Origin of the sequence: Streptomyces sp. NPDC002680 (genome assembly GCF_042889145.1) — a bacterium.
Classification (GTDB): Bacteria; Actinomycetota; Actinomycetes; order Streptomycetales; family Streptomycetaceae; genus Streptomyces; species Streptomyces adonidis.
The window spans coordinates 505975-525481 of record NZ_JBIAQP010000004.1 but is presented as its reverse complement, the minus strand read 5'-3'; the positions used below and the strand labels follow the sequence as shown (position 1 = coordinate 525481).

Annotated in this window: 18 protein-coding genes; 7 read left to right on the top strand and 11 right to left on the bottom strand. The window is 70.2% G+C overall.

What is annotated here, in order from left to right; translation table 11 throughout:
* Positions 1-150: 150 nt before the first annotated feature.
* Together ACFYXF_RS14745 and ACFYXF_RS14740 are read right to left on the bottom strand one after the other, a co-directional pair.
* Entirely contained in the window at positions 151-1761 is a 1611-nt protein-coding gene (locus ACFYXF_RS14745) for a cation acetate symporter (protein WP_389349919.1), read from the bottom strand.
* The gene (locus ACFYXF_RS14740) at positions 1755-2192 is read right to left on the bottom strand and encodes a DUF485 domain-containing protein (protein ID WP_389349918.1); all 438 of its coding nucleotides are present in this window, start codon (positions 2190-2192) and stop codon (positions 1755-1757) included. The genes ACFYXF_RS14745 and ACFYXF_RS14740 overlap by 7 nt, the downstream gene beginning before the upstream one ends.
* 410 nt (positions 2193-2602) lie before the next feature.
* On the opposite strand from ACFYXF_RS14740, the gene ACFYXF_RS14735 reads away from it, so the two are divergent.
* On the top strand, positions 2603-2926 hold the full coding sequence (locus ACFYXF_RS14735) for a YkvA family protein (RefSeq protein ID WP_389349917.1): 324 nt from the start codon (positions 2603-2605) through the stop codon (positions 2924-2926).
* Positions 2927-3018: 92 nt separating this feature from the next.
* Here ACFYXF_RS14735 and ACFYXF_RS14730 read toward each other — a convergent pair whose 3' ends face one another.
* Positions 3019-4383, bottom strand: a complete 1365-nt coding sequence (locus ACFYXF_RS14730; RefSeq protein WP_389349916.1) for an FAD-dependent oxidoreductase — start codon at positions 4381-4383, stop codon at positions 3019-3021.
* A 252-nt stretch (positions 4384-4635) separates the two neighbouring features.
* Between ACFYXF_RS14730 and ACFYXF_RS14725 the strand changes: the two genes are divergently transcribed.
* On the top strand, positions 4636-6660 hold the full coding sequence (locus ACFYXF_RS14725; RefSeq protein ID WP_389349915.1) for a DUF1996 domain-containing protein: 2025 nt from the start codon (positions 4636-4638) through the stop codon (positions 6658-6660).
* A gap of 19 nt (positions 6661-6679) precedes the next feature.
* Here ACFYXF_RS14725 and ACFYXF_RS14720 read toward each other — a convergent pair whose 3' ends face one another.
* The 4 genes from ACFYXF_RS14720 to ACFYXF_RS14705 are packed head-to-tail and all read right to left on the bottom strand — an operon-like array spanning position 6680 to position 9815.
* On the bottom strand, positions 6680-6961 hold the full coding sequence (locus tag ACFYXF_RS14720; RefSeq protein ID WP_389349914.1) for a zinc-ribbon domain-containing protein: 282 nt from the start codon (positions 6959-6961) through the stop codon (positions 6680-6682).
* A 51-nt stretch (positions 6962-7012) separates the two neighbouring features.
* On the bottom strand, positions 7013-8047 hold the full coding sequence (gene dmpG / locus ACFYXF_RS14715; protein ID WP_389349913.1) for a 4-hydroxy-2-oxovalerate aldolase: 1035 nt from the start codon (positions 8045-8047) through the stop codon (positions 7013-7015).
* A complete protein-coding gene (locus ACFYXF_RS14710; protein ID WP_389349912.1) occupies positions 8044-9003 on the bottom strand; it encodes an acetaldehyde dehydrogenase (acetylating) in 960 nt (319 codons plus the stop codon). The genes dmpG and ACFYXF_RS14710 overlap by 4 nt, the downstream gene beginning before the upstream one ends.
* Complete coding sequence (locus ACFYXF_RS14705; protein ID WP_389349911.1) at positions 9000-9815, bottom strand: 2-keto-4-pentenoate hydratase; 816 nt, start codon at positions 9813-9815, stop codon at positions 9000-9002. The genes ACFYXF_RS14710 and ACFYXF_RS14705 overlap by 4 nt, the downstream gene beginning before the upstream one ends.
* 113 nt (positions 9816-9928) lie before the next feature.
* Between ACFYXF_RS14705 and ACFYXF_RS14700 the strand changes: the two genes are divergently transcribed.
* Positions 9929-10651, top strand: a complete 723-nt coding sequence (locus ACFYXF_RS14700; protein ID WP_369036399.1) for an IclR family transcriptional regulator — start codon at positions 9929-9931, stop codon at positions 10649-10651.
* Between the two features lie 8 nt (positions 10652-10659).
* Here ACFYXF_RS14700 and ACFYXF_RS14695 read toward each other — a convergent pair whose 3' ends face one another.
* Both ACFYXF_RS14695 and ACFYXF_RS14690 read right to left on the bottom strand, forming a co-directional pair.
* A complete protein-coding gene (locus ACFYXF_RS14695; protein ID WP_389349910.1) occupies positions 10660-11706 on the bottom strand; it encodes an amidohydrolase family protein in 1047 nt (348 codons plus the stop codon).
* 37 nt (positions 11707-11743) lie between these two features.
* Positions 11744-12376 (bottom strand): TetR/AcrR family transcriptional regulator, encoded by a 633-nt coding sequence (locus ACFYXF_RS14690; RefSeq protein WP_389349909.1) that lies wholly within the window; start codon positions 12374-12376, stop codon positions 11744-11746.
* A 118-nt stretch (positions 12377-12494) separates the two neighbouring features.
* On the opposite strand from ACFYXF_RS14690, the gene ACFYXF_RS14685 reads away from it, so the two are divergent.
* The 3 genes from ACFYXF_RS14685 to ACFYXF_RS14675 are packed head-to-tail and all read left to right on the top strand — an operon-like array spanning position 12495 to position 15966.
* Positions 12495-14075: a bifunctional 3-(3-hydroxy-phenyl)propionate/3-hydroxycinnamic acid hydroxylase gene (locus ACFYXF_RS14685; protein ID WP_389349908.1), complete on the top strand. Its 1581-nt coding sequence runs from the start codon at positions 12495-12497 to the stop codon at positions 14073-14075.
* Positions 14072-14944 (top strand): alpha/beta fold hydrolase, encoded by an 873-nt coding sequence (locus ACFYXF_RS14680; protein ID WP_389349907.1) that lies wholly within the window; start codon positions 14072-14074, stop codon positions 14942-14944. Before ACFYXF_RS14685 ends, ACFYXF_RS14680 begins: the two co-directional genes overlap by 4 nt.
* Positions 14941-15966: a VOC family protein gene (locus ACFYXF_RS14675; protein WP_389349906.1), complete on the top strand. Its 1026-nt coding sequence runs from the start codon at positions 14941-14943 to the stop codon at positions 15964-15966. Before ACFYXF_RS14680 ends, ACFYXF_RS14675 begins: the two co-directional genes overlap by 4 nt.
* A gap of 25 nt (positions 15967-15991) precedes the next feature.
* On the opposite strand, the gene ACFYXF_RS14670 is transcribed toward ACFYXF_RS14675, so the two are convergent.
* Together ACFYXF_RS14670 and ACFYXF_RS14665 are read right to left on the bottom strand one after the other, a co-directional pair.
* The gene (locus ACFYXF_RS14670) at positions 15992-16705 is read right to left on the bottom strand and encodes a DUF2993 domain-containing protein (protein WP_389349905.1); all 714 of its coding nucleotides are present in this window, start codon (positions 16703-16705) and stop codon (positions 15992-15994) included.
* A 153-nt stretch (positions 16706-16858) separates the two neighbouring features.
* Entirely contained in the window at positions 16859-17716 is an 858-nt protein-coding gene (locus tag ACFYXF_RS14665) for an aldo/keto reductase (protein ID WP_389349904.1), read from the bottom strand.
* A 250-nt stretch (positions 17717-17966) separates the two neighbouring features.
* Here ACFYXF_RS14665 and ACFYXF_RS14660 point away from each other — a divergent pair, with 250 nt between their 5' ends.
* A complete protein-coding gene (locus ACFYXF_RS14660; RefSeq protein ID WP_389349903.1) occupies positions 17967-19343 on the top strand; it encodes a DEAD/DEAH box helicase in 1377 nt (458 codons plus the stop codon).
* The last annotated feature ends 164 nt before the right edge of the window (positions 19344-19507 follow it).

The window sequence follows — 19507 nt, the reverse complement described above, 5'->3', positions numbered from 1 at the left end:
GAACGGCCTCGTCCTCAAACGCCGGACGGGCTGGTAGTCAGCCCCTCCGGCGTTTGAGGAGCGGGGGTTCGGGGGCGGAGCCCCCGAGGATGGGACGGGTAGGGGCGGCGGGGGCGAGGAAACTCGCCCCCGCCGCCGCAGGTGTCCGTGCTACTCGGCGTCGGCTCCTGCGCCGACGAGGGCGCGGACCTCGAACTCCTCGTACGTGGACGTCTCCTGGCGGGGCGCCAGGACCGTACCCAGCCAGCCCAGGAAGAAGCCCGCCGGGATCGAGACGATGCCTGGGTTCTGGAGGGGGAACCAGGCGAAGTCCGACGACGGGTAGATGGAGGACGGGGTCGACGAGACCACCGGTGAGAACACCACCAGCAGCACCGAGCAGACCAGCCCGCCGCACAGACTGAGCAGCGCACCCCGGGAGTTGAAGCGCCGCCAGAACAGGCTGTACAGGAGCGTGGGGAGCAGGGCGGACGCGGCTATGGCGAAGGCGAGAAAGGCGAGCGTCGAGACGTTGGTCTCCCACGACAGCAGGGCCAGCGCCATCCCCAGCACGCCGATGAGGACCGCCGCCAGCCGGGCCGCGCCCAGCTCCTCGGCCTGGGTGGCGCGCCCCTTGCGGATGACCTCGCCGTACAGATCGTGGGCGAGGGACGAGGCCGCGGCGAGGGTGAGGCCCGCCGCGACCGCGAGCAGCGTGACGAAGGCGAGGCAGGACAGAAGGGCCGTGAGCACTCCGCCGCCGATGGACTGCGCGAGCAGAAGGACGGCCGCGTCGCCCTTCGGGTCGGTGTCGACGATGGACTCGCGGCCCACTAGGGCGGTGGCGCCCAGGCCGAGAATGCCGGCCGCCAGACAGACGAAGCCGACCAGGCCCGCGGCCCACACGACCGAGGAGCGCAGGACGTTGGTGGAGCGCGGGGCGAGCAGCCGCATCATCACGTGGGGGAGCGCGGCGAGGCCGAGCACGATGGCCAACTGGAGGCTGAGGAAGTCGAGTTTGCTGGTGGTGCTCCCGCCGTAGCGCAGCCCGGGTTCGAGGAACCGCTGGCCGATGCCGCTGTTCTGGGTGGCCGCCTCCAGCAGAGCGTTGACGTTCCAGTCGAAGCGGTGCAGCACCATGACGGCCGTGACGGCGATGCCGGAGACGAGCATCACGGCCTTGACGATCTGGATGAACGTCGCGCCGGGCATACCGCCGAGCGAGGCGTACACGATGACGACGGTGCCGATGACGACGACGCACAGGGTGCGGGTGGTGGAGCTGGGGACGCCTGTGAACTGGGTCAACAGGGCGACACTGCCCACGAGTTGGGCCACCAGGTAGAGACAGCAGATGGTCAGGGTGCAGAGGGAGAGCGCGAGCCGCACCGACCGTCCGCCCTGCGGCAGCCGCAGCGCCAGCGTGTCCCCGAGGGTGAACTTGCCGGAGTTGCGCAGCGGTTCGGCGATCACCAGGAGGACCATCATCCAGGCGACCGTCGTGCCGCACAGATACAGCAGCCCGTCGTAGCCGGTGAGCGCGACCAGCCCGGTACTGCCCAGCAGGGTCGCGGCCGAGAGATAGTCCCCGCACATCGCGAGGCCGTTGCGCAGCGGCGACATCTCCCGGTTGCCGAGATAGAACTCGCCGACCTCGTCGCGCTGCGGGGCGATCAGCAGCGCGGCGAACAACGTCACCACGACGACCGACAGGAAGAGCACGAAGGTCAACTGCCGGCTGAACGGGTCGACAACGCCGGCGGCGATGGTCGTCGTCACCACGTACGGAACTCCCTCTTGCTCTGTGGGCGGGGACCGGCCTGCTCGGCCGGACGGTGCTGCCCCGGCCGACGCTGCTGCTCCCACTGGGAGCGCAGTCCCCGGGCGACCGGATCGAAGCGGGTGCGCATCCGCCGTACATAGCGCCAGGCGGTCACCCCCATCACCACGAACTGCCCCAGTCCGAGGGCCAGCCCGAGTGTCAGATGACCGGCGAGCGGCTGATTCATGAGTCCTGGTGCGAAGCTCGACAAAAGGACATAGAGCAGGAATCCGCCGACGGCGAGCGCTGTCGATTGGGCCGCGAAGTGGCGGTAGTCGTTCCGCAACGACTGGAATTCGGGATGGCCGTGCAACGCCTGCCCGGGCGTCGGTTCGGTGTACGTCGGGCTGTATACGGGCGGCTCGTCGGGCCGCGTGAAATAATTGGACATAAACGCACCTTCTTCGCTGCATTATGTCGCGTCGGATCCGTGCTCATGTGCGGAAACGGTGGGGGAATCGTGAATCCGGACGTTTCGCGGAGTGAATTCCGATGCAGAGCCCGCCAGGGGGGAGACGGGTCAAGAAGCGGATTATGGCAGCGCCGCTCCGGAACAATCAACTCTCTGTGAATTACTCTTGGATACTGGCTCGTTCACGTTCTTCGTGATCACTTTGCTGCCCTATGCAACCTGCGGAAATCTCCTGCGGCGCAATAAGGTCTGCACCATTCCCTTCCTTCGGGCTGTCTCGAATGTGCCGTGCGCGAGAGTGGCGGAGACCGCGGTGTGGACACACCGTGAAGGGGAAGGCGAAGGGTGAGAAGGATGCGGCGGGGCGAGCGCGGAACAGCGGAGGATCGATGGATTCCACCACGACAGTGATCCTGGTCGTCGCGGTCCTGGCGGCGGCAGCGCTGGCCGTGGCGGCCACCGTGCTGGTACGGCTGGTCCGCACCCGGCGGGATCTGCGCCGCGCAGGCCTGCCGACGGGCCCGCGCTGGATCTTCTGGGGCGCGGTCGCATACCTGGTGCTCCCGGCCGACCTCGTGCCCGACCCCGTCTACCTGGACGACATCGGCGTACTCCTGCTGGCCCTGCGCTCCATGCGCGCACAGGCGCGGGAACTCGACACCGGCCCGCCGCCGGAGTCCGCCCCGACAGGCCGTCCCGGCAAGTGGGGGTAAGGGGCTGAGGGACGAGAAAGGCCCGGCTCGCGGTATCCCGCGAGCCGAGCCCTGTTGTTTCTGGTCCTTCTTGGCTGTTCCAGAGGTGTCGCTTACGCCTCGCTGGCCCGGAGCATGTCCTCGCGCTCGACGATCTTGATGCGCTCGCGGCCCTCGGGCTCGCCCAGGGCCTTCTCCGCGGCGTCCAGCTTGTACCAGCCCTCCCAGGTGGTGAAGCGGACGTTCCGCTCGCCGAGGAACGCGTCCACGGCCTCCGGGTCGGGTGAGACGGGCGTGCGGAGACGGCCGTTCGCGTGGTCGTCCAGCAGATTGGCGACGGTCTCGTTGGCGTCGCCCTTCGTGTGCCCGATCAGCCCCACGGGGCCGCGCCGGATCCAGCCGGTGACGTACGTCGACGCGAGGTGCTCGCCGGTCTCCTCGATGACCCGGCCGCCCTCGTCGGGGACGGTGCCCGACTCGACGTCCCAGGGCAGCTTGGGCAGCTTGTCGGAGAGGTAGCCGACCGCGCGGTAGACCGCGCCGAGGTCCCAGTCCTTGAACTCGCCGGTGCCCTTGACGTTGCCGGTGCCGTCGAGAGCGGTCCGCTCGGTGCGCAGGCCCACGACCTTGCCGTCCTCGCCGAGGATCTCGGTGGGCGACTCGAAGAAGTGCAGGAACAGTTTGTGCGGGCGCTCGCCGATGTCGCGGATCGCCCAGTTCTCCAGCGTCTTGGCGACCATGTCGGCCTGCTTGTTGCCCCGCCGGGTCGCGATCGAGCCGTCGTCGTAGTCGATGTCCTCGGGGTCGACGATGACCTCGATGTTGGGGGAGTGGTCCAGCTCGCGCAGCTCCATCGGGCTGAACTTGGCCTGCGCCGGGCCTCGGCGGCCGAAGACATGGACCTCGAGTGCCTTGTTGGCCTTCAGACCCTCGTACACGTTCGCCGGGATCTCGGTCGGCAGCAGTTCGTCCGCCGTCTTCGCCAGCACACGCGCCACGTCGAGCGCGACGTTGCCGACACCGAGGACCGCGACCTTCTCCGCGTCGAGGGGCCACGTACGCGGCACGTCCGGGTGTCCGTCGTACCAGGAGACGAAGTCCGCGGCGCCGTACGAGCCGTCCAGCTCGACGCCGGGTATGTCGAGCGCCCGGTCGGCCGTGGCGCCGGTCGAGAAGATCACCGCGTCGTAGAAGGCGCGCAGATCGTCCAGGTTGATGTCGCCCGGGTAGTCGACGTTGCCGAAGAGGCGGATCTGCGGCTTGTCGAGCACCTGGTGCAGGGCGGTCACGATGCCCTTGATGCGCGGGTGGTCGGGGGCGACGCCGTACCGGATCAGACCGAAGGGGGCCGGCATCCGCTCGAAGAGGTCGATGGACACGCCGGGCTCCGCGGCCACTGCGGACTTGAGCAACGCGTCGGCGGCGTAGATCCCGGCCGGGCCGGCTCCGACAATGGCCACCCGCAGAGGGCGAGGCATGATCAGGTTCCCTTCGAACGATGACAAGAGATCTTCGAAGGAAGCCTAAACTAAGGCAAGCCTAAGCTAGTACGGGGGTCCGGGTTATGGGCTCATAAGGTGGACTTATGGGGTCTACGGGACCCCTGCTCACCCCGGCTCCCTTAGAGGTTCCTATGAATCTGCGGGGCGGTTGAACACCCGGGGGTCCGGCTGCGTATGGCACTGGGGGCATTTCCATGTCGATCCGGCCATGCAGTGCAGGAGTACTCCGTGGGACGCAACACACGCAGACGCCCGACAGGTCCACGCCGCGCCACCTTCGCGGCGGTCGCTCTGATGCTGGGCGGAGGTGGGCTGGTCGCGGCGAACGTCTACGCCTCGGCCACCGAAGGCGGCACGGGTGGTGACTCGGCCCCGCAGACGCTGTATTCGGGAGCCGCAACGATCGACTGCCCTGATGTCGGCGACCAGTTGGCGGCCGTACCGGACGAGGCGCGGGCGGAGGTCGACAAGGAACTCGCCGCCCTCGACCAGCAGACGGCCGAGGCCTACCAGCGGCTGCAGAACTCGACGCAGGCCATGCAACAGGACAGCGGCTTCGCCGACTCCGCGATCATGAACCCGCTGAAGGAGAAGCGAACCGCGACCATCGAACGGATCGCGATCGCCATCGACCGGGTGGGAGACCGCCCCGAGGGGCTCGAAGCCCTGGCGGCCTGCACGCTCCGGGACTCCGGCAACCAGGCCGGAGAGGAATGGCAGGGCGGGGAAGGCCAGGACCAGAACGGCGACGGTCAGGGCGGCCAGGAAGAGGACGGCCAGGAACAGGGCGACGACCAGAGCGGCGACCAGGGCGGTGAGGAAGGCCAGCAGGACGGCGTCGGGAACGGCGGCCAGGCCGGAAACGGTCCGGTCGCCGACGACTTCGCGGACATCACCACCGTCCAGCCCGCCGCGCAGAGCCCCTCCCAGCAGGGCAACGCCTCCCGCGGCACCTTCTCCACCAGCTGCGGTGTGAACGCGAACGGGCTGTTCAACTCGGACAACGTCATCGTGGCCCCCGGTGTCTCCAACGGCGCACACCACTTCCACGACTACGTAGGCAACCAGTCCAACAACGCGTTCGCGAGCGACGAGGACCTGGCCGCCGCACAGACCACCTGTGTGGACCAGGGCGACAAGTCCTCCTACTTCTGGCCCGTGCTGCGCCTGCAGAACGGGACGCAGGAGCAGGACGCCAACTCGCCCGGCGGCGGCATCGAGGGCAACGCCGGAGAGATCGTCACGCCCGAGCAGGTCACCATGACGTTCGTCGGCAGCCCGCGCGGCGAGGTCGTGGCCATGCCCCGGCTGCTGCGCATCATCACCGGCGACGCCAAGGCGTTCGTCAACGGCACCGCCAACGCGAACGCCTCCTGGAGCTGCACCGGCTTCGAGGACCGGCAGCTGAGGGACAAGTACCCGCTCTGCCCCCAGGGCAGCGACGTGGTGCGCACCTTCAGGTTCCAGAGCTGCTGGGACGGCACGAACATCGACAGCGCCAACCACCGCACTCACGTGGCGTTCGCCGACGCGGCCGGGAACTGCCCGACCGGCTTCAAGGCCATCCCGCAGCTCGTGCAGCGCATCGTGTACGACGTCGATGCGCCGAGTCTGAAGGACGGCGGCCGTACGACCCCGCTGTTCGCGGTCGACGCCTTCCCCGAGCAGCTGCACAAGCCGGTCACCGACCATGGCGACTTCATCAACGTGTTCGACGAGAACTTGATGCGGGAGATGGTCGGCTGCATCAACTCCGGACGGCAGTGCGAGGCCGGTGCCCCGAACGGTGAGGACCCGGAGAACAGCCCGTCACCGACGCCCGACCCGCCGGCCGAGGAGACCGACGAGCCGGCCCCGGACCCCACGGACACCCCGGGCGAGGACGAGACGGCGGAGCCTTCGCCGTCCCCGTCCGTGAGCACACAGGCCCCGGCCCCGGCGAGCGCCACTCCCACGCCCACTGCCACGAAGGAGCCCGCCGAAGCGGAGCCGAAGGCCTACACGTCACCGCCGGCCACCCAGCGGGCCGAGTCCGACGTGTCGCCGACGGACGACGGTGGTGACGGCGAGGTCGGCAGCGCGGCGACCGCCGACGAGGGCACCGGCGACGACGCCGTCGCACAGCCCGCGCCGCAGGCGGTCACCGGTGATCTCGCCGACACGGGAACCCAGTTGTGGCCGGCCGCGGTCGGAGCGGTTCTCCTGATCGCCGGCTTCGTGATGCTGCGCCGCATCAGGAAGGCATCACGATGACGGCCGTGGGCGCCTCCGCTCAGGGGCGGTAGGACTGCTGCTGGGGCGGCGTGTTCGTCGGGCCACCGACGGCGCCGCCCTGCAGCTGCTCCGCCTGCTCCTTGGTCACCTTCTGCTCGGCACCGCAGAAGGTGCACTGCGTCTGGTACTTCGTGGAGAAGGGGAACAGGGGCACGAAGAAGAGGGTGAACTTCGTGACGCGTTTCTTGAGCGTGTGTGCGGAGGGATTGCCACAGTGCCCGCACACCAGCGTGAGTATCGCGAGCTGGTACAGGTATCCCTTGGTGCCAAAGATGATCATGTTCTCGGTCCCGTCGACGTACGTCCCTGGTAGGGCGACGGTACCTTTCCGTCAGCTCCCGGTGTGGGCGGTGAGGTCGAGCGCGATGTCGGTGATCATGTCCTCCTGGCCGCCGACCATGCCGCGTCGCCCGGCCTCGACGAGGATGGCGCGGGTGTCGAGACCGTGGCGGGTGGCGGCGACCTCGGCGTGGCGCAGGAAGCTGGAGTACACGCCCGCGTAGCCGAGGGTGAGGGTCTCGCGGTCGACCCGTACCTCGCGGTCCTGGAGGGGGCGTACGAGGTCGTCGGCGGCGTCCATGAGCGGGAACAGGTCGCAGGCGTGGTCCCAGCCCATCAGGTCGGCGACCGCGACGAACGCCTCCAGGGGACAGTTGCCGGCCCCCGCGCCCTGCCCGGCGAGCGAGGCGTCGACCCGCACCGCGCCGCTCTCCACGGCGACGACCGTGTTGGCCACGCCCAGGGCGAGGTTGTGGTGGGCGTGGATGCCCAACTCCGTTGCCGGGTCGAGGACTTCGCGGTAGGCGCGGAAGCGGTCCCGGACGCCGTCCATGGTCAGCCGGCCGCCGGAGTCGGTGACGTACACGCAGTGCGCGCCGTACGACTCCATCAGCTTGGCCTGGCGGGCGAGTTCGGCCGGTTCGGCCATGTGGGACATCATCAGGAACCCGGCGACGTCCATGCCCAACTCCCGGGCGGCGGCGATGTGCTGGGCGGAGATGTCGGCCTCGGTGCAGTGGGTGGCGATCCGGACGCTGCGGATGCCGAGGGCGTGGGCCCGCCTGAGGTCGTGGAGCGTGCCGATGCCGGGCAGCAGCAGGGTCGTGGGCACCGCGCGTGTGGTGGCGTCCACCACGGCCTCGATCCACTCCCAGTCGGTGTGGGCGCCGACGCCGTAGTTGATGCTGGAGCCGGCCAGACCGTCACCGTGGGCGATCTCGATCGCTGCGACGCCCGCCGCGTCCAGGGCGGCGGCGATCGCGCGGGCCTGGCCGACGGTGTAGCGGTGCCGGATGGCGTGCATGCCGTCCCGCAGGGTGACGTCCTGGACGTACAGCCGGGTGGTCGTCGTGGTCGTCGTGCTCATCGTGCGGCCCCTTCGGTGGCGCCTTGTGCGGTCAGGCGGTGTGCGGTGATGCGTTGGGCGGTGCGCAGCGCGGCCGAGGTCATGATGTCGAGGTTTCCGGCGTAGGCCGGGAGGTAGTGGGCGGCGCCCTCGACCTCTAGGAAGACCGACACCTTCAGCGGGTCGGCCACGCCCGGGGCGAGGGTGCGCAGGGGGTCGTCGGCGGCCACCCGCTCGTACTGCACCTTCTGCTTGAGCCGGTAACCGGGCACGTACGCCTGGACGCGGCCGACCATCTCCTCCACGGACGCCGTGACGGCCTCGGTGGCGCAGTCGGAGACCAGGCAGTGCACGGTGTCCCGCATGATCAGCGGGGGTTCGGCCGGGTTGAGGACGATGATCGCCTTGCCCCGGGCGGCCCCGCCGACCTGCTCGATCGCGGCGGAGGTCGTCTCGGTGAACTCGTCGATGTTGGCGCGGGTGCCGGGACCGGCCGAGCGGGAGGCGATGGACGCGACGATCTCGCCGTAGTGAACCGGGCTGACCGCGCCCACGGCGGCGACGATCGGGATGGTGGCCTGGCCGCCGCAGGTGACCATGTTGACGTTCGGCGCGTCGAGGTGGGCGTCGCCGTTGACCGGCGGGACGACGTACGGGCCGAGGGCGGCCGGGGTGAGGTCGACGAGGGTGCGGCCCAGCGGGCGCAGCACCGCGTCGTGATGGCGATGGGCCCCGGCGGAGGTGGCGTCGAAGACGATCTCCACGTCGGCGAACTCGTCCAGGGCGACGAGCCCCTCGACGCCCTTGTGGGTGGTGGCCACCTTCAGACGGCGGGCGCGGGCCAGTCCGTCGGAGTCGGGGTCGATGCCTGCCATGGCGGCGATCTCCAGGGTCTCCGACAGCCGCAGCACCTTGATCATGAGGTCGGTGCCGATGTTGCCCGAGCCGATGACGGCCACTTTGGTCTTGGCGCTCACTGGTCGTCTCCCTGGGTGTCGGCGGCGAAGGCGGCCCGTACGGAACCCAGCCCCGAGATACGGGCCTCGAACACATCACCGGCCGCTGCGGGCGTCATCGGGCCCAGGGCCCCGGTCAGCACCAGGTCGCCGGCGCGCAGCGGGTCGCCGCGCTCGGCGAGCGCCGAGGCCAGCCACACCGCCGCGTTGAGCGGGCTGCCGAGACAGTCGGCGCCGGTGCCCTCGGAGACGGTCTCGCCGCCCCGGGTCATGGTCATCGTCACTGCCCGCAGATCCACGGCGGTGAGGGGGACGGGGGTGGCGCCGAGGACGTACAGCCCGCAGGAGGCGTTGTCGGCGACCGTGTCGAGGAGGGAGATGTCCCAGTCCCGCACCCGGCTGTCCACGATCTCCAGCGCGGGCAGCGCGAAGTCGACCGCCCGCAGCACGTCGACGACCGTGCACTCCGGGTGCGGCAGATCGCGCCCGAGCACCAGGGCGACCTCCGCCTCCACCTTGGGCTGCAGCAGCCGCCCGGCGGGCACCGTGCCGCCGTCGGGTACGGCCATGTCGGCGAACAGTGCGCCGAAGTCGGGCTGGTCCACACCGAGTTGCCGCTGTACGGCGACCGAGGTCAGGCCGATCTTCCGGCCGACGATCCGGCGTCCGGCGTCCGAGCCGCGCCGGACGTTCAGCTGCTGCACGGCGTAGGCGGTCCCCAGATCGGCGCCGTCCTCGAACAGATCACGTACGGGCGGACAGGGGACGCCGGTACGGGTGGCCTCGGCCAGCAGGTCGGCGGCCTTGAGCACGTCCGGTGGCACGGTCGGCATGGATTGCCTCCAGGGTTCCGAGGGAGGAGAGCGATGGGTCGATACCGATATAGACAGCGTCCGTCCGAACGGACAAACTTTGTTCCGTGACACGGAACAACGTGGGCGGCAGCATGCTCGAAAAGGCCGCGCTCATCATCGAAAGCTTTCGTCCGGACGGCGGTTCTTTCCGTCTGTCGGAACTTTCGGAGCGTACGGGTCTGCCCAAGCCCACGGTGCACCGGTTGGCGGCGGATCTCGTCGGGCTGGGCTGGCTGGAGCGCTCGGGCGCCGAGTACCGGCTCGGCGCCAAGCTGTTCGAACTGGGTTCGCTGGTGCCGCACCGGCTCGATCTGCGGGAGACGGCCCTGCCCTTCCTCCAGGATCTGTTCGAGGCCACCCACGAGACCGTCCACCTCGGTGTCCGCGAGGGCCTTGAGGTGGTCTACCTGGAGCGCATCCACGGCCACGAGGCCTCCTGGCTGCCCTCCCGCATCGGCGGCAGTCTGCCGCTGACCTGCACCGGCGTCGGCAAGGCCCTGCTGGCCTTCTCGGGTGCGGAGCTGATGGAGGAGGTGCTGTCCCGGCCGCTGCCGAGCCTCACTCCGCACTCGATCACCGATCCGGCCCGGATGCGGACGGCCCTGGAGAAGATCCGGGTCTCCGGTCTCGCCTACGAGGAGCAGGAGGCCGCGCTGGGCATGAGCTGTATCGCGGCCCCCGTGTTCGCGGGCGGCACCACGGTCGCCGCCCTGTCGGTCGCGGTGCCGCGTGCCCGCTTCAGCCCGGCCCAACTGGCGCCCGCCGTACGGACGGCGGCCCTCGGCCTGTCGCGGGTGCTGCGCAGGGGCGGCTGACGGGACCCTCAGCCAGTCCCGGGCTGGACGAGCTTGAAGAAGAGCCGGGCACCGGCCCGTTGGGCGGACTGCCGCACCCGCGCGCCGATGGGCCGGGTCGGGGCGACGACGGGAGCACCGGCCAGCCGAGGGAAGAGTGCCTCGGCGTTTCCGCGGTTGACGGCGGCAAGAGTGGCGGGATCGACGCCGCCGTCCAGCCCGTTGGCGAAGTACTGACCGGCGGCAGTGGGCGCGAAGGGCCAGTCGCTGCCGAACAGGACGTGCCCCGGGCGGGCGAAGGCGAGCAAGGTGGGCAGCGCGGCGGGGCTGGCGGAGAGCGCGGTGTCGAAGTAGAAGCCGCGGAAGTCGTCCAGGACGTCCAGGGGACTGCGCCCGGTGCTGCCGGCGATGGCGACGGCCATGCGGTGCGAGGCGTACGGCAGGAAGCCACCGGCATGGCTGAGCACGAACCGGATGTTCGGGTGGCGGCGCGGGACCCCGTTGCGTACGAGGAGACAGGCGGCGCGGGTGGTGTCGAGGAGGAAGTCGGCGGCGAAGGGCGGGATGCCGTCGACCGGGGGCGCCGGGAGGTCCGCCGGGTGGACGAAGACCACTGCGCCGTGCTCGTCGAGGACCCGCCACAGGGAGTCCTGGCCGTCGGCGCCGAGGTAGGAGCCGTTGTTGTTGGCGAGCAGGGTGACTCCGTCGGCGCCCAGCCCGGTGAGGGCGCGCTCGGCCTCCTTGGCCGACGTCTCGGTGTCGGGCATGGGCAGAGTGGCGAACCAGCCGAAGCGGTCGGGGTGTTGGGCGGCGAGCGCGGCGGAGAAGTCGTTGAGGCGCCGGGCCAGGTCGGCGGCCTCCGTCGGGTCGGCCAGGAAGCCGGTGCCCGGGGTGGAGACGGACAGGATCGCCGTGTCGGTCTCCAGCAGGTCCATCAGTTCCAGTGCTGCCTCGGGGCTCCAGTCGGGCAGCGCCCGGCCGCCGGCCTCCGCGATGCCGGCCCCGGTGAGGGCGTCGCGGTAGAAGGGCGGGACGAGGTGCTGGTGGACGTCGATCCGGCGGGGTGCTGGGGTCATGGGGTGCCTCATGGTTCTCGTGCGGCTCTGGTCCGGCCTACTTGTCGCTCTCTTCGGTGAGGCGGGCCGCCGCCTCGTACACCAGGCGGGCGTGCAGCTCGAACATCGCCACCAGGTCGACGGTCTCGCCGTGGACCTCCCGGTGGATGAACAGACCGTCGGCACCGGCGACCGCGTAGGTGGTCAGGGTGTGCACGGAGGCTTCGTCCAGCTCCGGGAACAGCGCCTCGACCACTTCGACGACCCGCTGCCGGGCGATCTCGCGGACCTGGAGGAAGACGGTGCGGCCACGGGGCTCGCTGGGCCGCCGTTCCAGGGCGAGCATCAGGCCGAGGCGCAGGAAGTCGGGCGCGTCGACCAGGGACCGCGCCACGTTCGCCGCCATCGCGGTCACCCGCTCCAGCGGAGTCCCGGTGTCCCCGCCAGGCAGATCGACGGCCGCGAGCCAGCTCTCGAAGCTGCGCTCGATGACCGCGGCGATCAGATCGTCCTTGTCCTTGAAGTGCCAGTAGATCGAGCTGGCGGGCAGCCCGCACTTGGCGCTGACCGCCGCGATGGACGTGCCCTCGTACCCGCGCTCGCCCGCGATCTCGACGGTGGCGTCGAGGATGCGCTGCCGCGACTCCACCCCGTTCGCACGCTTCCTGCGCGTCGGCTCCGCCCTGGTCATCGCATGTGCCCTTCCCGTCGTTCCCCGCACTTGACCCCTTGGAGCACCAAGCTTACCGTAGCGACCACTCCAATTGGAATGAGCGCTACGGCAAGAATGGCGACAGTGAGGTGGCCAGGTGCAGGAGACATACGACATAGCGGTGATCGGATACGGGCCCACAGGGGTGACCGCCGCGAACCTGCTGGGCGCGCTGGGCCTCAGCGTGGTCGTGCTGGAGCGCGACGCCGAGATCTACTCCCGGGCGCGGGCGATCTCCACGGACGAGGAGGTCATCCGGATCTGGCAGCGGACCGGACTGGCGGACCGGCTGAAGGAGGACATGCTGGCCGAGCGGCCACTGGACTTCGTCGACGCACGCGGCCGCACCATCCTCAGCGCCTGCCCCACCCCGCGCGGGCACGGCCATCCGCCGCAGATGTTCATCTACCAGCCGGCGCTGGAACAGGTCCTGCGTGACGGCGTCGACCGCTACCCGAACGTGGAGATCCTGCTGCGTCACGAGTGCCTGCGGCTGGTCCAGGACGCCGAGGGTGTGGAGCTGACGGTGCTCGCGGCCGCCGACGACTCGGTACGACGGCTGCGCGCGCGGTACGTGATCGCGGCCGACGGCGGCTCCAGCCTCACCCGCGCCCAGCTCAACGTGGGGTACGAGGGACGGACGTACGAGGACCGCTGGGTCGTCATCGACACCAAGATGCTCAAGCCCTGGCCGGACCACGACCGGCTGCGCTTCCGCTGCGACCCGGTGCGCCCGGCGGTGGACTGCCCGACCCCGCTCGGGCACCACCGCTGGGAGTTCCCGATCCTCCCCGGCGACGACGAGAAGCACCTGACCACCGACGACGCCATCCACGCGATGGTGTCCCGGTACGGCATCGGCCGGGACCAGATCAAGATCCTGCGGGCCACCGTCTACAGCCACCACGTCCGCTTCGCCGCCCGCTTCCGGGTCGGCAGGGTCTTCCTCGCCGGTGACGCCGCGCACGCCATGCCGCCGTGGATCGGCCAGGGCATGGCCGCCGGGGTACGGGACGCCGCCAACCTGTGCTGGAAACTCGCCGCCGTGCTGCGCGGCGAACTGCCCGAGACGGTCCTCGACTCCTACGAGACCGAACGCAAGCCGCACGTCAAGGAGATCACCCGGCGGGCCGTGTTCACCGGGAAGATCATCACCGAACGGCGGCTGCCCGTCGCCAGGATGCGGGACACGGCTCTGCACGCGGTGCGTGGACTGTCGGGCCTCAGCGGCCGACTCGTGGACGCCCACTGGATACCGGTCGCCCGCTACACCAAGGGGTTTCTGGCCCACCCGCGCACCAAGTCCTCCGGGCGCCAGCTCCCCCAGCCCTGGGTGACCGGTCCGGACGGGGTACGGGTCCGCCTCGACGACGTACTCGGCGGACGCTGGCTGCTCCTGCACAGCGGCCTGCCCGTCCCGCAGCCCACGTGGGACCACTGCGGTGTCCCCTCGCTGGCTGTCCTGGCGGCGGGCTCACGCCCGGCCGAGGGCGCGGTCGTCGACAGCGACGGTGTGCTGCTCGCCTGGATGGCGCGACACGGCGCGGCCACCCTCGCTCTGCGCCCGGACGCCTTCCTCTACGCCGCCGCTCCCCGGGGCGCCCAACTCCCGCAGGCCCCGGCCGGTTTCGCACCGGCACCCACCCACATCAGCCACATCGGCCAAGGAGCGTCATGACCACGCACACCGCACCGCCGCCCATGCAGGAGTCCCTGGTCGACATCGGCGGCCGGCGGATCTTCGTCGCCGAGACCGGCGACGGCCCGCCCGTCCTGCTGCTGCACGGCGGCGGCCCCGGCGCCTCCGGCGTCTCCAACTACTCCAGGAACATCGCCGAGTTGGCCAAGGAGCACCGGGTCATCGTGCCCGACCTGCCCGGCTACGGCCGCAGTACCAAGGGCGTCGACGGCGCCGACCCGTTCGGACACCTCGCCACCGGCATCCGCGGCCTCCTCGACGAACTCGGCCTGGACAAGGCCCACTTGGTTGGCAACTCCTACGGCGGCGCCTGCGCCCTGCGCCTGGCCCTGGACACCCCCGACCGGGTCGAGCGCATGGTGCTGATGGGCCCCGGCGGCATCGGCACCACCCGCGCCCTGCCCACCCCTGGCCTCAACAGCCTGCTCAACTACTACTCCGGGGACGGCCCTTCGCGGCCCAAGCTGGAGAGGTTCATCCGCGACTTCCTCGTCTTCAACGCCGCCGACGTGCCCGACAGCGTCATCGACGCCCGCTACGAGGCCAGCATCGATCCGGAGGTCGTGGCGGCCCCGCCACTGCGCCGCCCATCGGGCCCGAACGCCCTGCGCACCATATGGAAGATGGACTTCACCCGCGACGACCGCCTGTCCCGGCTGCCGGTTCCGACGCTGGTGCTGTGGGGAGCGGCCGACAAGGTGAACCGGCCCTCGGGCGGCCGGATGCTGGCCGACCGCATGCCCAACTGCGACCTCTACGAAGTGGCCAACACCGGGCACTGGGTCCAGTTCGAACGCGCGGAGCTGTTCAACCGTATCTGCGCCGATTTCCTGGCAGGCCGCCGATGAACACCTTCGCGAACCCTGTCGAGAACGCCTCCGTCTTCGGTTCTGTGCACCTCGGTTACCTCGTCGTCGAGACGAACCGCTTCACCGAATGGCGCCGCTTCGGCACCGACGCCATCGGTATGCACCACGACGACCTCGACACCGGCCTGATGCGCTTCCGCCTCGACGACCAGGAGTGCCGGTTCCTGCTTCGGCGCGGCCCGGCCGAGGACGTCGTCGCCACCGGCTGGCACCTCGACGACCACACCACGTTCGAACAGATCGAGGCCCGCGTCCGCGCCCACGGCGTCCCCTGCGTCGAGGGCACCGCCGAGGAGGCGAAGCAGCGCGGCGTGGAGCGCCTGCTCCGCTTCCCCGGTCCCAAGGGCATCGCCCAGGAGATCTACACCAGCCCGGTCCGGTCGCCGGAGCCCCTGAAGATGCTCTCCTCCGGCTGGGTCACCGGCGACTCCGGCATGGGCCATGTCGCGATCACCTCGGCCCGACCCACCCTGATGCGCGGCTACTTCACCACCGTCTTCGACGCTCGCCTCACCGACTACATCGACGAGACGATCAGCGGCGCCAGGCTCAAGATCCGCTTTCTGCGGGTCAACGAGCGGCACCACTCCATAGCCATCGCCGCCGTACGCGGACTGCCCATCGACCCGGTCCGCACCCGCGTACAGCACCTCAACATTCAGGCCGCGTCTCTCGACGACCTCGCCCGCAGCTACGAACGCGTGCACGAACTCGGCTTCGACATGGCCTTGTCCGTCGGTCAGCACACCAACGACAAGGAACTCTCCTACTACGCCCGTACGCCCTCGGGCTTCGAGTGGGAGGTCGGCTGGAACCCGGTCGTCGTCGACGAGGCCACCTGGGAGCCCTCCACCCACCAGGGCATCAGCGTCTGGGGCCACCTACCGGTCGGCCGGACCATCGTCGACAAGCTCGACCAGTTCCGTCTGGGCGCGCTCTCCCTCGCCCGCCCGGAACGGACCGTCCCGGCCCTCAGCGGCGCCGGCATCCCCGACGACTGACCGACTGGCTCACCTTCGAGCCGCCTCAGCCGTCGAAGCGCGACGAGCCGAGCGTCACCTGGTGACCGACGAGGCCGATCTCGACGCCGTCGGCGGTGGCCCGCGCCGATTCGAAGCCGACGCCCTGCGGGAGGCCGACCCGCCAGACCAGTCCGGCCTGTTCGACACCGGGGACCGTCAGGGACAGCTCCGTACCCTGCGCCAGGAGCGTTCCCGTGGCGTTCAGCGCCGTCCCGCCGACCGTGCCCGCGACTTTGACGCGTGCCGCCTGGCCGTTCGACCCCGCCGCCCGGGAGACCTGCAACGGGCCGCCGTCGCCCGCGAGTCGGGTGACCACTCCGGACAGTTCCTTGTACGAGATGGTCAGCGTGCCGGTGGCGAGGTTCGCCTCGGCGCTGCGTGCCGTCAATGACGTCACCCGTACATCGCGCAGGTCCAGGTGGAGACGGTCGACGTGCAGATAGCCGCCCTGGGCGTTGTTCGTGGTGTCGATGTAGAACTGGTGCGCGGTCAGCGACACATGATCGAACTCCTCGCCGGCCGCCTGGGTCAGGAAGGGGAAGCCCTCGATCGACACCTCCAGGTCGCCGTCGGTGGTGTTGGCGTAGCCGTACTTCTCCTTGGCGAGCTGGGTGGCCTCCTTGTCGGCGTAGTGCACGCCTATGCGGTCGGCAGCCGTGAACAGCGCGGCGAGCACCACGACCGTGATCAGCAGAACCTTCACCCATCGACGTCTCACGCCGATCCCCCATGTTGTGTCGAGCCGAGTACAGGGCGCTCACACGGAGGCCGGGGGTGACTCTAGGACGCCGCCTGCCATGAACGGACGTACGAATGTTCAAGGCCGCGTCAAGGTGCCCGCCCCCCGAACGGAGAGCGGGCGCCCGCAAGCTCAGACGGCGTCCAGCTCGGCCAACTCCTTGGCGGAGAGCGTCAGTTCCGTGGCCGCCGCCGAGTCACGGATGGTCTCGGGACGGGAGGAGCCCGGGATCGGGACGACCACCGGGGACTTGGCGAGCATCCAGGCCAGGCACACGCGCTGCGGACTCACACCGTGGGCCTCGGCGACCCGGGCGAAGGCGGCGTACGTCGAACCGAGTCCGCCGGCCCGGGAGATACCGCCGAGCGGGCTCCAGGGCAGGAACGCGATGCCCAGTTCGTCGCAGAGCCGCAGTTCCGGCTCGCTGGAACGGAAGGCGGGGGAGAACTGGTTCTGCACGGACACCAGACGTCCGCCGAGGATCTCGTTCGCCTGCCGGATCTGGTCCGGGTTCGCGTTGGAGATACCGGCCAGGCGTATCTTGCCCTCGTCCAGCAGGTCCCGGATCGCGCCGACCGACTCCCCGTAAGGGACCTTGGGGTCGGGCCGGTGGAACTGGTACAGCCCGATCGCCTCCACGCCCAGGCGGCGCAGCGAGGCCTCGCACGCCTCCTTGATGTGCTTGGGGGAACCGTCCAGGGTCCAACTGCCGTCACCGGGACGCAGATGCCCGCCCTTGGTGGCGACCAGCACGTCCGTGCCGCGCTCATGGGTGGCGAGGGCCTTGGCGATGAGGGTCTCGTTGTGACCGACCTCGTCGGCGTCCCGGTGGTAGGCGTCCGCCGTGTCGATCAGCGTCAGGCCGGTGTCGAGCGCGGCGTGGATGGTGGCGAGGGAACGGGCCTCGTCCGGCCGCCCCTCGATCGACATGGGCATACCGCCCAGACCGATCGCGCTGACCTGCACGTCACCGATACGTCGAGTGTGCATGTGCTGGTTACCTCTTCCGGGGGTCGCGGTCGCGGAGCAAGGGCTTGCGCTCCAGCCTTGCCCGCCGGACGCCCCGGGGTCCAATAGAGGAATACGAACGCATTCAGCACCCGGGGATCTGAATCCCGGTGACCGGAGGGCGGGACGTACACCGCTGGTAAAATGGGGTCACGCTTCGACACCGCTGGGGCCCGTACCGGATGGGTACGGGCCCCAGCGCGTTTCGGGCGCCAGACCAGGAAGGCTCCTCATGAACCCCGAACCGTCAGCCCACGGACACCCCGGTGCCGGTACGCCCGAGGGGGCGGCAGGCCTGCCGCCGGCCGAGTCCTTCGACGCGCTCGGGCTGCCGCCGAAGCTGCTGGCGACGATGACGGACCTCGGGGTGACGGAGCCCTTCCCGATCCAGGCGGCGACCCTCCCCAACGCGCTGGCCGGCCGTGATGTCCTGGGTCGCGCCCGCACCGGCTCCGGCAAGACGCTCGCCTTCGGGCTCGCCCTGCTCGTCCGTACGGCGGGACTGCGAGCCGAGGCCAAGCGGCCCCTCGCGCTGGTCCTGGTGCCGACCCGGGAACTCGCCCAGCAGGTCGGCGACGCGCTGGAACCGTACGCGCGGACCCTGGACGTACGACTGGCGACGGTGGTCGGCGGACTGTCGATCAACAAGCAGCAGGCGGCGCTGCGGGCCGGTGCCGAGGTGGTCATCGCGACGCCGGGGCGGCTGACCGACCTGGTGTCACGCCGGGACTGCCTGCTGAACCACGTACGGATCACGGTCCTTGACGAGGCCGACCAGATGTGCGACCTGGGGTTCCTGCCGCAGGTCTCGGACCTCGTCGACCAGGTCCGCCCCGACGGACAGCGGCTGCTGTTCTCGGCCACGCTCGACCACAACGTCGACCAGCTGGTACGCGACCACCTCCACGACCCGGTGCTCGCCTCGGTCGACCGGCTGGCGGGCTCGGTCACCACGATGGAACACCACGTACTGAACATCCACGCCGCCGACAAGTACGCGACCGCGACCGAGATCGCCGCCCGGGACGGCCGGGTCCTGATGTTCCTGGACACCAAGGCCGGCGTCGACCAGTTCACCCGGCATCTGCGGGCCAGCGGCGTACGCGCCGGCGCCCTGCACAGCGGGAAGTCGCAGCCCCAACGCACGCACACGCTCGGCCAGTTCAAGGACGGCGAGATCACCGTGCTGGTGGCCACCAACGTCGCCGCGCGGGGCATCCACATCGACGCGCTCGACCTCGTCGTCAACGTCGACCCGCCCGCCGACGCCAAGGACTATCTGCACCGCGGCGGACGTACGGCGCGTGCGGGGGAGTCCGGGAAGGTGGTCACCCTCGTCACCCCCAACCAGCGGCGCGACGTGAACCGGATGATGTCGGACGCCGGAATCCGGCCCACGGTCGCCCAGGTGCGCTCCGGCGAGGAGAAGCTGACCGCGATCACCGGCGCGAAGCGCCCGCCGACCGCGACGAAGAGCACCACGGGCAACGCCCCGTTCCGTGGCATCGGTACCCGTCCGGGCCGCCCCGCGAAGGAGTCCCGCAAGGCCGCCGAGGCCCGCAAGACGGCGGAAGCACGTGCGGCGGCCCGGGTCCGCAAGGGCCGCTGACCCCAGGTCGTGTCCGCAAAGTCCCGTCGCCCGCCCGGAGGGCGGGCCCGGCGGCGTCATGGGGTCCCCCCGGTCGAGCGCAGCCGAGAGCGAGGGAGCGTGCTCTCGGCGTGCCGGGCGGAGACTCGCGTACTGGTTGTACGTGGGGTTTCGCCCGGTGCGGC

Excerpts from the sequence above, each read along its gene's own strand:
- ACFYXF_RS14740 (WP_389349918.1), bottom strand. The coding sequence starts at position 2,192 with ATGTCCAATTATTTCACGCGGCCCGACGAGCCGCCCGTATACAGCCCG.
- ACFYXF_RS14730 (WP_389349916.1), bottom strand. The coding sequence starts at position 4,383 with ATGCCTCGCCCTCTGCGGGTGGCCATTGTCGGAGCCGGCCCGGCCGGG.
- ACFYXF_RS14695 (WP_389349910.1), bottom strand. The coding sequence starts at position 11,706 with ATGACCCCAGCACCCCGCCGGATCGACGTCCACCAGCACCTCGTCCCG.
- ACFYXF_RS14660 (WP_389349903.1), top strand. The coding sequence starts at position 17,967 with ATGAACCCCGAACCGTCAGCCCACGGACACCCCGGTGCCGGTACGCCC.
- ACFYXF_RS14735 (WP_389349917.1), top strand. The coding sequence starts at position 2,603 with ATGGATTCCACCACGACAGTGATCCTGGTCGTCGCGGTCCTGGCGGCG.
- ACFYXF_RS14700 (WP_369036399.1), top strand. The coding sequence starts at position 9,929 with ATGCTCGAAAAGGCCGCGCTCATCATCGAAAGCTTTCGTCCGGACGGC.
- ACFYXF_RS14675 (WP_389349906.1), top strand. The coding sequence starts at position 14,941 with ATGAACACCTTCGCGAACCCTGTCGAGAACGCCTCCGTCTTCGGTTCT.
- ACFYXF_RS14665 (WP_389349904.1), bottom strand. The coding sequence starts at position 17,716 with ATGCACACTCGACGTATCGGTGACGTGCAGGTCAGCGCGATCGGTCTG.
- ACFYXF_RS14680 (WP_389349907.1), top strand. The coding sequence starts at position 14,072 with ATGACCACGCACACCGCACCGCCGCCCATGCAGGAGTCCCTGGTCGAC.
- ACFYXF_RS14720 (WP_389349914.1), bottom strand. The coding sequence starts at position 6,961 with ATGATCATCTTTGGCACCAAGGGATACCTGTACCAGCTCGCGATACTC.
- ACFYXF_RS14690 (WP_389349909.1), bottom strand. The coding sequence starts at position 12,376 with ATGACCAGGGCGGAGCCGACGCGCAGGAAGCGTGCGAACGGGGTGGAG.
- ACFYXF_RS14705 (WP_389349911.1), bottom strand. The coding sequence starts at position 9,815 with ATGCCGACCGTGCCACCGGACGTGCTCAAGGCCGCCGACCTGCTGGCC.
- dmpG (WP_389349913.1), bottom strand. The coding sequence starts at position 8,047 with ATGAGCACGACGACCACGACGACCACCCGGCTGTACGTCCAGGACGTC.